General features: G+C 37.8%; 11 protein-coding genes. 10 read left to right on the top strand and 1 reads right to left on the bottom strand.

Going from position 1 to position 12,018, the window contains the following annotated elements; all coding sequences use genetic code 11:
* The first annotated feature begins 117 nt into the window (after nt 1-117).
* Entirely contained in the window at nt 118-906 is a 789-nt protein-coding gene (locus LGQ02_RS19055) for a SurA N-terminal domain-containing protein (RefSeq protein WP_226515861.1), read from the top strand.
* A gap of 152 nt (nt 907-1,058) precedes the next feature.
* Nucleotides 1,059-1,373 (top strand): hypothetical protein, encoded by a 315-nt coding sequence (locus LGQ02_RS19050; RefSeq protein WP_226515860.1) that lies wholly within the window; start codon nt 1,059-1,061, stop codon nt 1,371-1,373.
* Between the two features lie 93 nt (nt 1,374-1,466).
* Here LGQ02_RS19050 and LGQ02_RS19045 read toward each other — a convergent pair whose 3' ends face one another.
* Nucleotides 1,467-1,652, bottom strand: coding sequence for a hypothetical protein (locus tag LGQ02_RS19045; RefSeq protein ID WP_226515859.1), 186 nt, complete (start codon nt 1,650-1,652; stop codon nt 1,467-1,469).
* Between the two features lie 191 nt (nt 1,653-1,843).
* Here LGQ02_RS19045 and LGQ02_RS19040 point away from each other — a divergent pair, with 191 nt between their 5' ends.
* The 8 genes from LGQ02_RS19040 (at nt 1,844) to LGQ02_RS19005 (ending at nt 11,913) form a co-directional block, all read left to right on the top strand.
* Nucleotides 1,844-2,719, top strand: a complete 876-nt coding sequence (locus LGQ02_RS19040) for a hypothetical protein (protein ID WP_226515858.1) — start codon at nt 1,844-1,846, stop codon at nt 2,717-2,719.
* Between the two features lie 874 nt (nt 2,720-3,593).
* The gene (gene ltrA / locus LGQ02_RS19035; protein ID WP_226515160.1) at nt 3,594-4,865 is read left to right on the top strand and encodes a group II intron reverse transcriptase/maturase; all 1,272 of its coding nucleotides are present in this window, start codon (nt 3,594-3,596) and stop codon (nt 4,863-4,865) included.
* A 635-nt stretch (nt 4,866-5,500) separates the two neighbouring features.
* The gene (locus tag LGQ02_RS19030; RefSeq protein ID WP_226515857.1) at nt 5,501-6,517 is read left to right on the top strand and encodes a LacI family DNA-binding transcriptional regulator; all 1,017 of its coding nucleotides are present in this window, start codon (nt 5,501-5,503) and stop codon (nt 6,515-6,517) included.
* Between the two features lie 45 nt (nt 6,518-6,562).
* Entirely contained in the window at nt 6,563-7,513 is a 951-nt protein-coding gene (locus tag LGQ02_RS19025; RefSeq protein ID WP_226515856.1) for a nucleoside hydrolase, read from the top strand.
* Nucleotides 7,514-7,604: 91 nt separating this feature from the next.
* A complete protein-coding gene (rbsK, locus tag LGQ02_RS19020) occupies nt 7,605-8,504 on the top strand; it encodes a ribokinase (protein WP_226515855.1) in 900 nt (299 codons plus the stop codon).
* 193 nt (nt 8,505-8,697) lie between these two features.
* Entirely contained in the window at nt 8,698-10,038 is a 1,341-nt protein-coding gene (locus LGQ02_RS19015; RefSeq protein ID WP_226515854.1) for a sugar ABC transporter substrate-binding protein, read from the top strand.
* Between the two features lie 149 nt (nt 10,039-10,187).
* Nucleotides 10,188-11,054 carry a carbohydrate ABC transporter permease gene (locus LGQ02_RS19010; protein WP_226515853.1) on the top strand — a complete coding sequence of 289 codons (867 nt, stop codon included), beginning with the start codon at nt 10,188-10,190 and terminating at the stop codon, nt 11,052-11,054.
* A 19-nt stretch (nt 11,055-11,073) separates the two neighbouring features.
* Entirely contained in the window at nt 11,074-11,913 is an 840-nt protein-coding gene (locus tag LGQ02_RS19005) for a carbohydrate ABC transporter permease (protein WP_226515852.1), read from the top strand.
* Nucleotides 11,914-12,018 lie beyond the last annotated feature (105 nt).

Here is a 12,018-nt window from a genome sequence, read left to right as displayed (position 1 = left end):
GACGGTGTTCTTTTTACCATATTTTTTTACCTCGTTGTTTTTTTGCGTGGTGGCTCCATGTACAAACTTTGTGTGTATGTTAAAATGCCAACAGCACGAATAGAAAGGGGAATGACATTGAAGAAAAAATGGTTTTTAAGTTTATCACTTGCTACACTTGTGGCGGTATCAACTGCATGTGGTGATGTTGATGAGACAGAAGAAGGAAATAACGAAGGCATAGATACGCAGGAGGAAGAGCCTGCTGAAGATAGCGAAGCAGCAATAGGAGGCGCAGAGGATGAAATGCCTCAGCCCGACTTAGATGGAATTCCTGATGTTGTTGCAGAAGTAAATGGAGAAGAGATCTTGCGAGATGAGTTTGTCACTGCTTATGAAGGGCAGTATATGCAAGCGATGATGCAAGCACAAATGACAGGTCAAGAGATTGACGAAGAACAATTAAAAGCACAAATTGCTGATAGTATGGTTGGACAACAGCTTCTTATTCAAGAGGCAGAAAGATCTAGCATAGAAGTTTCAGACGAAGAGGTGAATGCCCTACTTGCTGAATTGGCTGCACAAAATGGACTTGGGTCAGAGGAAGAGTTCCTTGCTGCATTAGAGGAACAAGGCATGAGTGAAGAGGAAGTTATGACTCAAATCGAACTTCAAGTTAAAATTGACGAAGTGATTGCAAATGAAGCAGGTAACATTGAGCTAACAGACGAAGAGCTAGAAGAAGCTTATGATATGATGGTTGCACAGCAATCACAAATGGGTGAAGAAGCTGAAGCAGAAATGCCATCATTTGAAGAAATGAAGCCAGAGATTGAACAACAATTAATGATGCAAAAAGAAGCTGAAGTAACTCAAGCGCTAGTTGAAAGACTTCGTGAAGATGCTGACGTGACGGTGCATCTATAAGGTGCCAGGCACCTCCCGGATTTTTGTCGAATAAAGTTTATCATAAACCAGGTCCATTTTGGGCCTGGTTTTATCATCGTTTTTTAATAAGTCGTGGTAAAATATGTTATATTTGATTTACTAGACTTTCGGATACGTAAGGAGTTTCAAATATGGAAAACTTAAAGAGAACATTTATTGAAAATAGTTTTAAAGTAACAAAGGGGACAACAAAATCTATTGAGTTTGCGCATGTCACAAGTGGCGAAGTTATCTACTTACTGCCAAACCAAGAGATCACGATTGTCTTAGATCCACAAACAACAGAAGCAAATGAGTTGGTAGATAGGTCTTTTAGTTTGTATCATAATACTTCTCTTAAGCAGTTCCCTAAACGGCGTAATAAAGGCAAAGAAGAGATTCCTTATGGTTACTCGTTTAAATTTCAATCAAACGATGAGTTAAGTAGTTTCTTAAAGTGCTTGTAACTTCTTAATCCTATTTAGAAATAAATATGTATTGGAAAAATTTAATGGACAATAAATGAAGTCCGCCTTTACATAGGTGCGCTTGTGTTTATTTTAAAAGTAAATGAGATACCCCATAGAAAAATGGACAAAAGCGAAAGTGACGAGTGCAAATGCTAGGGCTACCTTTGCACGAGCCCCACCGTTAGGCATAAATCTTCCTATTCCAAAAATAATGCCGATAATCCCACCGATGAAAGTCACAAAATATAATATCGCAACAAATAATAGACTGATCATTTTGAAGCTCCTTTCATTTTATTAGGGAAAGTATAGCATAGATAACGTCCTTTACGTGCAATCAAGGTGGAATACGGGCAACTTAGTGTGAGAGTTTGAAAAGCAACAAGACCAAATATGAATATTTAATCCATGTGCTATGATATTACTTGAGATATTTATCAAAAATATTAAAACGAGAAGTGATTTCAATGTTGTTAAAAAAATCAGCTGTAACAGGAAAGTCTATTATTGCTTTTATTCTGTTATTGTTTTTATGGCCAGTTGTCATGAATCTTGGTAGTAGTCAGTTAGAGGGAGTCATGCCCCTTGATGAAATTTATAGCTTTGTCTTACTTTTTACTATTTATGGTGTGCCGGTTATTCTATTGATTGGCTTTCCAGTGACAATATTTGCGGGAATGATAACGAAAAGATTACGTGGCTATGTAAGGGTCACTGTCAATTTTGCCATTCATACTTTTAGTGCTGCGGTGGCTGGATATATCCTTTTTGGTGGGGTTAATGAGATTGCGGTTTTGCCAATTATCGTTGCGACATGTTTTTTTGTTTTTGACGAGTGGAAGAATGTGAACTCCACAAAGCTGAAGGCCGCATTATCTGCAGCGCCACTAGCAATGGTTGTTATAACAGTAGCACTGATATGGGTGAATAATTATCAAGTAGAACAAGATCTACAACGGCTTGATGAAGTAGGCCATCCAACCCCTGTTGTAATGATTAATGGTGAACAAGTGGAAGAGATTGATCCTGCGAGCAGCTATAGCTCGACGGAAATTGGTGACCGGAGTACAAATGCCCCTTATCTGTTACCGAAAGGGATATTGAATGATTCAGAGTATACAGTTTGGGACGTTGAAAAAGGAGACACGATTTCTGTTTACTTTGAAAATAAACCAAATGACAATTTTGAAATTGAAGTTACATACTTATTAAATGGACAGACGCAAAAGGAAACATTGTCTGGTCATGAGTTTCTCGTGCCTGAAGATCTCGAACCACAGTCGATTTTTATCACAGGTGTTTGGCAGCGTCATATGGTGTCGTTTGGAATTTTTGTTAAGTGACAAGATGGCAGAGAGTCTCATTTTTAAACGGTTACTCTAATTAAATGGGGATGGATCAATTGAATAGATAAATGGTCTATATTTTTCACCCGTATATATTTACTAATATTTCTTTAATCTCCCTTTTTACTGAAAAACGTGATTCTTATAGAATCGCGTTTTTTTTCGCGAGTGGCAGCACATGTGCTAAAGGGTGAGAGTCCCGAATGCATCGGCCAGCCGGCAAGCATTAGCTGACAGATAGTGCGTTGACTGTGAAGTAGCGTGCGGAGGATCTGAAGGCAAACCTCTGAACAGAGCTGATATCCCATGTTGGCACGAGAGTTGGATGACTGTGCAAGAGAACAGAAAGTCCGAATAGCTGGAAACTCAAAGTGTTATGAGGGCTGGATTAGAGGGAAAGTACATGATGTGACCCATTGAGATCTCCCTGCTTCCTAAAGTAGGTATTGATGTTACAAGGCTAAGCCAAGGACACAAGATGAGCTTTAAAGGGAGAAGTCAGAGATCGCCATAGTAGTGGAGAAGCTCATGCCAATGACCTACTGGCGACAGTAGCGAGGACAGCACATGAGTGAAACTGTACACAGATACAGTTGCGAACCTATACCCAAAAGGTGAGGAATCGTGCGAAGGGCGTGACCCATAGAAGAACAATGTGAGTAGGCTTACTTATGACTGCGGAAATAGACAGAAGCTGGACAAGAGCCAAGGGGGCTGATGCCAGGGTGGAACAGAAGGGTACACCGTCTATCGCCGAAATGTGAAATATAAGGTATTGCCATCGGCTACCAACCTTGATATGTTCGACATTTCATATGGAGAAGCAGAAGCAAAGGAAGAAACGAAAGCAGTGGCGTAAGGGGAATAACAGATGGAAAGACGTGTATGGTACAGTTTGTACGACAAAGTGTACAAGAAAGCGAATCTAGTAAGTGCCTTTTATCAAGTAAAGAAGAACAAAGGTGCACCAGGGGTCGATAAAGTAACAATTGAAGGATATGAAGCAAAGCTGGAGGACAATCTAGAAGTGCTCCAACAGAAGCTAAAAGGTAAACGATATCGACCCAAACCTGTTCGACGAAAGATGATCGATAAAGATAATGGGAAGAAACAACGTCCACTAGGGATACCAGCGGTGGAAGATCGCATCGTACAAGCTTCTCTACGGAATGTATTGGAACCTATCTTCGAAGAAGAGTTTCTTCCGTGTAGTTATGGTTTCCGCCCAAGGATAAGTGCTCATATGGCTCTAGACAAAGTTACTGAACACTTGAGAGCAGGATACCATTATGTCATTGATGCCGATCTACAGTCCTACTTTGATACGATTCCACATGATAAATTGGAACAACAAATAAGGAAACGAGTGACGGATGGGTCTATTATCGAACTCATTCACCGTTTTCTCAAAGCAGGTGTCATGGTAGAGGATCTTTACGAAGATACTCCCGAGGGAGCTCCGCAAGGTGGTGTGTTAAGTCCGTTACTTTCGAACATCTACTTACATCAGCTTGATCAACTGATGACCGAACGTGGTCACCGTATCGTCCGCTTTGCGGATGATTTTATCATTCTTTGTAAAAGCCCAAAAGGTGCAGAAAGAGTCATGCGAAGTGTCTCAAGATTTCTTGAGAAAGAACTAAGTTTAACTGTCAATCAAGAGAAGACTAAAGTTGTCGACGCCATGAAAGAGCCATTTACATTCTTAGGGTATGAATTCATTGGCAATATTCGAAGAATAGACCCTAAGAAAGAGGTAAAATTCAAGGAGCGAGTGAGAGAAATTACTCGTAGGAACCAAACAGTTGATATCCAACTCCTTATCCAAGACAAGCTGAACCCCTACATTCGAGGTTGGGCAAATTATTTCCGCTACGGCAATGTGAAGAACAAATTCAAAGAGTGGGATAGTTGGATAAGAAGAAGGTTAAGAATGGTACAACTTAGAAGTTGGAGACATATAAAGAACCTCCATCGCCTTCTTAGAAGGAAGGGATGGAGGGAAGAAAACCTCAGAGGAATCCGTATGTTTGCTTGGCGAAGTTCCAAAAGTCCAATGGTTCATGCGGCGTTAGACAATGAGTTCTTTTCAGAGCTGGGACTCGTAAGTTTATCATCTGTTCATGATGAACGTTATCTCTAGAAGGGATATATGGGAAGAGCCACATGCGAAGATCCGCACGTGTGTGCTCTGTGAGAGGCGTGGTCAGTAATGGCGACGCCTACTCGGTTATTAGATGAAAAAGCTTATTTGAAGGTATGGATAATCTATGGAAGTAGACTTTTTATTTTATTATGAATATTTAAACTCCTAACAGAATAGAGTCTTATTAAACGAACAAGATTCTTTCAGTGAGAGGCTTATTTCCACTCATTATAAAAAAATGAAGTACTGCAATAAAAACCGAATGGGGAGTTACTCGCTCTAACATGTAAGGAAAAACGTTAAAGTAAAACGTTAAAGTAAAACGTTAAGGTAAAACGTTAAAGTAAAACGCTAAAGTAAAACGCTAAAGTAAAACGCTAAAGTAAAACGCTAAAGTAAAACGCTAAAGTAAAACGTTAAAGTAAAACGTTAAGGTAAAACGTTAAAGTAAAACGCTAAAGTAAAACGCTAAAGTAAAACGCTAAAGTAAAACGCTAAAGTAAAACGCTAAAGTAAAACGTTAAAGTAAAACGTTAAAGTAAAACGCTAAAGTAAAACGTTAAAGTAAAACGTTAAAGTAAAACGTTAAAGTAAAACGTTAAAGTAAAACGTCAAACGATGAGGTAGAACAGATGAATATTACGATAAAAGATATTGCAAAAAGAGCTAATGTTTCTATAACTACAGTATCGAGAGTAATTAATAATCAAGATGGTATTGGTAGCGACACTCGGAGAAAAATATTAGAAATCATTGAAGAAGTAGGGTATCGTCCTAATTCGATTGCTAGAAGTATGGTAACGAAGCAAACGAAAACGATAGGGCTAATTATTCCAGATGTTCGTAACCCATTTTTTCCTGAGTTAGTCAGAGGGGTAGAAGATATTGTAAACCAATCAAATTACAGTGTGTTTTTGTACAATACTGACGGAAACGAATCGAAAGAATTGGAATCTTTAAGATTGATAAAAGAAAAAAAAGTAGACGGTATTGTATATATGTGTACTTATGGAAAAGCAAATAGGAAATTTCAAGATGTCGTGAGTCAATCTGATATACCGGTTGTTCTATTGGACCGAGGGTTAGATAACAAAATGTTTCACGGGGTATACGTGAACAATGAGAAGGCAGGATATATTGCTACAAAGCATTTAATAGATTTACATCATAATAAAATTGGATGTATTACAGGTCCTGACCATATTATGAACTCGAAAGAACGACTTAATGGATATTTGAAAGCCCTTACTGAATCCGAGATTAAAGTTGATAAGAATCTCATTGTACCTGGTGATTACCAAATGGAGGGGGGATATATAGCAGCAAAAGAATTACTAGTTCAAGAAAAAGTCACCGCCATTTTTGCATTAAATGACTTAATGGCTTTCGGTGTATATCAAGCTGCTACAGAATTAGGGGTACGAATACCAGATGATTTATCTGTTGTAGGCTTTGATAACCTCAAATATAACAAGCTATTAAACCCTAAGCTAACAACAATTGATCAGTTAGCATATCAAATGGGGGAAGTTGCTGCAAAAATGCTACTAAGACAAATAAATAAAGGTAGAGACATCGTTCAACATTCCATTTATTTAGAGCCTGAACTAATTGTTCGTAATAGCACTAAAGAGAATACGATCTGTTAAATCTAGTTTATTTCTAATTATCGAGCTATTTTAAGGGAGAGAAACATGATGAAAAGAGAATTAATCTTTGACTGTGACCCAGGTCATGATGATGCAATGGCATTGCTGTTAGCTTTATCTTCTGATGCTTTAGACGTGAAGTTGATTACGACAAGTGCGGGGAACCAAACGCAAGAGAAAACATTAAAAAATACTCAAAAGCTACTTAGTTTTATAGGATTAAATGATATTGAAATAGCGAAGGGAGCAGAAAAACCATTAGTTCGTGACCTAATCATTGCAGATAACATCCATGGAGAATCTGGCTTAGATGGAGCGGATTTAGGGGTTCCTACTTTTAATATAAGCGAACGTTCTGCACTAGACGCAATGAAGGATGTGCTTATAAAAGCTGACCAAAAGATTACGATCGTTGCAACAGGCCCACTGACCAATGTCGCTATTTTATTAACCTCTTACCCAGAGCTAAAGGGAAAAATTGATTGTATTTCCTTAATGGGAGGAGCAGGATTCGGAGGGAACTGGACTCCTACAGCTGAGTTTAATATTTTCGTGGACCCTGAAGCTGCAGATATCGTTTTTCGTTCTGGTGTACCTATTATAATGAGCGGGTTAGATGTGACATCAAATGCAAAATTGTTGCCAAAAGATATCGATAGAATTGCAGAAGTGGGAAATGAAACTAGTGAGATTATGGCTTCATTATTAAGATATTTTTCAGTACATTCACCGCCATACTATATATCTAAGGATGGTTATTTCAAAGGGGCTCACATGCATGACCCTTGTGCAGTTGCTTACCTTATTCAACCGGATTTGTTTAGTGGGGTTGAGTGTCATGTTGCCGTGGAAACGGCAGGGAAGTTAACAACAGGAGCAACCGTCGTCGATATTAATCATCGCTCAGGTAAAGATAAAAATGCTAAAGTTTTGTTCGATATTGATCGTAAGCGTTTTGTTGATTTGCTCGTGTCAGCGATCCAATACTTTAGATAATAACGGTTGGAAATATCCGAAAATACAGAAAATAAAACAGATTACAGTTCGTTTCTGGTGCGTTACACTTTTTCGGTCTGGGGGGGATCATTTGGGGAATATTCTCGTTATTGGTAGTTTGAATGTGGATCTTGTTTCAAAAGTACCACATTTGCCGAAAGTTGGTGAAACGATTTTAAGTACAGATTTTCATCAAAGTTATGGGGGAAAAGGAGCAAATCAAGCTGTAGCAGCCGCAAATCTGGGGGCTAACGTCTCTATGATCGGTAAGGTAGGTACAGATGAAAATGGTAAAGGACTTATTAATAGTTTAGTCCAAGCCGGAGTTTCAACCTATGGTTTAAAACAAGATGGTACAACAGGTATGGCTTTTATAAACGTAGATGGCAAAGGTGACAACCAGATCGTCATTGTTCCAGGTGCTAATGATCAACTAATAATCTCTGATATAGATGAGATGAAAAGCCTAATCGAACAGAGCGACTATATATTAATTCAGTTAGAAATTCCACTAGATGTCGTAGAATATTCGATTAATTTAGCAGTTGACATGGGCAAAGAAGTCATCCTTAACCCTGCACCTATGCAGGAAGTCCCAAACGAAATATTACGTAACCTATACGCACTTATTCCGAATGAAACTGAATTACAAGCCCTTACAGGCAAGCCGGTTGCAACCATACAGGAGATCGCAGTCGCTGCTAAACATTTGCAGGCAAAAGGGGTAGGGAGAATTATTGTGACGATGGGGAGTCGAGGTTCCTATTTAATTAATGATGACGAAGAAAGGTTAATCCCGGCATATCAAGTAAATGCCGTTGATGCGACTGCAGCAGGAGATGCTTATATAGCTGCATTTGCAGTTGGAAAAACAAAGGGACTGAGCGATCGAGAAGCTGCTGAGTTTGCGAATAAAACTTCAGCGATTGTTGTCACTAGAAAAGGTGCACAAACTGCATTGCCTACTTTAGAAGAAGTTGAACAGTTTTAAAAGAAGTATTTTTTATACTATATAGTTACATCGAAGGAGGTGGCTTCAAACAGGTATCCTAGTTCATCTTTTGTGTGTAACTAAGTGATTATTGGCTTCTTTTTAGAATGGAGTAAAACTTTGGTTTTAATTAGTGGTAATACGAGGGGTTTAGCAGCAGGATATTTACAAAAATTAAGGGGGTATTTCAAAGATGAAATCCACATCAAAATTCATAGTATTTTTAAGTATTTTTATGATCATCGCTCTGATCGTTGGATGTTCTGGAGGAGAAGAAGAGGTCGATAGTGGTGATTCAGAAGAAACAGCTGGAGCAAATGATTCAACTGGAACTAGTGGAGACACAGAAGAATCACAAACGGTTAACTTACTTGCGCACTCTAACTATGAAGTTGGTTTGAATGCAGTGATTGAAGCATTTGAAAATGAAAATCCTAATATTGAGGTTAACCTAGAACTTGCTCCATTTAATGAGTTAATGGAAACGATTGAAATAAGACTGTCCGCTCAATCATCAGATATCGATTTATTGTTTGTTGATGCTCCCTTAGTTGCCAATTATACACTAAAAGGCTATCTCGAGCCGTTAGATGAGTTACTAGGTTCTAGTGCAAAAGAAAATTGGGTCACTTCAGCTGTAGAGACGGTAACATATAATGACGAAATTATGGCTGCACCAATGAACAATTCAAGTCAAGTTCTCTTCTATAATAAACGCCTATTCGAAGAAAATGACATCCCGTTTCCTGGTGAAGAGGAGCGGTTAACATGGGAAGAAATTACAGATATAGCAAAACAACTGACAGATAGAGATGAAGGTGTATATGGTTTTACATTTGACCGGTTAGACCGAGCTTACCAATTACTTCCTTTAGCTGATAGTTTAGGAGCCTCTATGCTTAGTGAAGATGGACTTACTTCAAAAGGGTATACAAACTCGTCTGAAGCTGTTGAAGCATTTACTTTCTATTATAATTTGTTCAACGAATGGGGTATTAGTCCGAGGATCAATGAAGAAGAATCTATTGATTATTTTACATCAGAAAGGGTTGCGATGTTCCTGGGCTTATCTCATGGTTTACCAAGACTACTAGATAGTAACGTCGACTTTGGTGTAACGTTACACCCTTATTTTGAGGGAGGAGAAGTGGCGACTCCGACAGGGTCATGGAGCATCGGTATATCTAAATTCTCTGAGAATAAAGACCCGTCCGCAAAGTTCTTAGAGTATTTAACATTAGGTGATGGAGCAGATGTCATGTTTGAAGAAGGAGCTACGTTACCTGTACATGTTGATTTGATCAATGAAATTAATGATGACCCGATGTATGATGAGTTTCCGAATAATGTACTGCGTATGGCAGCGCGTGAATCAGAAGAAACAGCGTCACCACGACCGCTTACACCTGGATATTTGGAATGGGATACAAACATGAACAGAGCATTACAAGATATAAAGAATGGTACTGATCCGCAGGTTGCACTTGATAGCATTGTTGATGTTATAGATAATTTGCTAATTAGATACGAATAGTAACTCAACTTGTTTGATGTAGGTATTTTGTAGTGACCAATATTCCACAGACGTTATAAGCTTTATTGAAAAACAAAGTGCATTCGTTGTGGATTTTGGTCACTATATTTTTGCTATAAATATGCTGTTTATGAAATGTAGGTGATTATATGAAAATGCTAAAAAATATATCAACACCATACTTATTTTTGTTACCAGCAATTACAGGTTTAATTTTATTCAAAATTTATCCTATATTTAGTGCATTCATACAGAGTTTATACACAATGGAGTTTTTAACAGCTGAATTAAAATTTGTAGGGATTGCAAATTATCTCTCACTTTATACTGATCCTGTTTTTTGGAATTCACTAAAAGTTACTTTATGGTTTAATTTACTCATCAATCCACTTCAGATTGTTCTCGCTTTTGCTTTGGCAATCTTATTAAATTATAAAATTAGATCAATTGCATTTTTTCGTGGCGTAAATTTTATCCCTGTTTGTGTTTCAATCCCTACAGCTGCAATATTGTGGGATATTATGATGAGTCCCGAACAAGGTGTTATTAACTCAATATTAATTTCACTTAACTTGGACCCACAGCCATTTTTAGCTAGTGAATCACAGGCACTTGGTTCACTCATAGCAATTGCATCTTGGAGAGGTGTAGGATACTGGGCATTATTTTTTCTAGCTGGACTTCAAGAAGTACCTAGATCTTTATATGAAGCAGCTTCGATTGATGGAGCTAGCCGTTGGCAAAAATTTAAAAATGTTACTTATCCAATGATGAAGCGTCCATTAACGTTTGTTGTTGTATCAGTAACCGTAGCTAATATGTTACTTTTTTCCCCCATGTATATATTAACCAATGGCGGACCGAATCAAAGTACAAATGTACTTATGCTTGAGAGTTATAATAGCGCATTTCTTTACTCGAATATGGGAAGAGCTTCAGCGATCGTAGTTACAATTTTAATCTTGACTATTATCATTATTACCGTCCAATTTAAGTTATTAAGACCTAAGCATTAATAAAAAAGGAGTCACACTTATGCGTAAAAAGTCTGGGTTTCCTTGGTTGATTTATTTAATCCATGTTCTAATAGCGTTCATCGTTATAATGCCTTTAGCCTTTGGTTTTGTGTCATCATTCCGACACTTAGATGATATTTTTAGATATATGTCACCTATAACGTGGAGGACCTTTATACCTACTGATTTAACGTTGGATGCTTATATTAATCTATTTTCTGTTCGAGGTTTTGGTAGAGTCTTATTTAATACTTTTTTTGTAACGACAGCAACGATCATTTTTGGTTTGTTTGTTTGCTCCATGGCTGCGTTTGCGTTAAGTGTATTTGAGTTTAAGGGGAGAAATGTGTTATTTGTGTTAGTTTTGCTTACATTTATGATTCCAGAAGAGGTCATTGCGATTCCATTATATAGCTTAGTAAACAGCCTTGGCTGGATCAACACTTACTATGCTTTGATTGTACCAGGTATTGCAAATGGACTTGTAATCTTTTTGTATCGACAGTTTTTTATGGATATCCCCAAGCCCTTGTTAGAGGCTGCTAGAATGGATGGAGCATCATGGTTTAGGATTTACTTTAATATTGTCTTACCGTTATCAAAACCCGTCACAGTAACTGCTGCTTTACTTTTCTTTATTCAGCAATGGGAATCATTCATGTGGCCGTTAATTGCGACAAGAACGCAAGAATTCAGAGTTATTCAAGTAGCTTTAAGTGACCTGAGGACTGAGACAGGAACTTATTGGAATGAATTGTTTGCTGCAGCACTCATTTCTATTATCATTCCAGTTCTCATTTTGTTACCGTTACAACGTTATTTTGTTCAAGGGATTACCAATACAAGTACAAAAGATTAATGGTGTTGTTTAATAAACAAACGATATTGATACAAAACAGCTTGGAGGTATAGTGTGTTGTATATCCTGGGCTGTTTTTTGATGTGATTTTATAAAAAATGAAAC

This window comes from Bacillus shivajii, assembly GCF_020519665.1.
GTDB lineage: Bacteria > Bacillota > Bacilli > Bacillales > Salisediminibacteriaceae > Bacillus_CA > Bacillus_CA shivajii.
This window is presented reverse-complemented; position numbering and strand designations above follow the sequence as displayed.